1 pseudogene is annotated in these 249 nt (G+C 38.6%); it reads left to right on the top strand.

Annotated elements, in window-relative coordinates:
• Positions 1-8: 8 nt before the first annotated feature.
• A pseudogene (locus LMC10_RS02025) lies at positions 9-249 on the top strand (NlpC/P60 family protein); the annotation flags it as partial.

Here is a 249-nt window from a genome sequence, read left to right as displayed (position 1 = left end):
ATGGAGTAATGTATCAAAATCGTTACTACAAGAACTGGGGCAATACTTATTACTTTGGTGCAGATGGTGCCCGCTACACTAACCAATTTTTGACTAAAGACGGCAAAGTCTATTACTTTGATAACGATGGGGTAATGTATCAAAATCGTTACTACAAGAACTGGGGCAATACTTATTACTTTGGTGCAGATGGTGCCCGCTACACTAACCAATTTTTGACTAAAGACGGCAAAGTCTATTACTTCGATA

The sequence above is a fragment of the Limosilactobacillus reuteri subsp. simiae genome (genome assembly GCF_020784875.1).
Taxonomy (GTDB): Bacteria; Bacillota; Bacilli; order Lactobacillales; family Lactobacillaceae; genus Limosilactobacillus; species Limosilactobacillus reuteri_H.
Note: the sequence above shows the minus strand (reverse complement) of the source record. Positions and strands in the feature narration are given on the sequence as shown.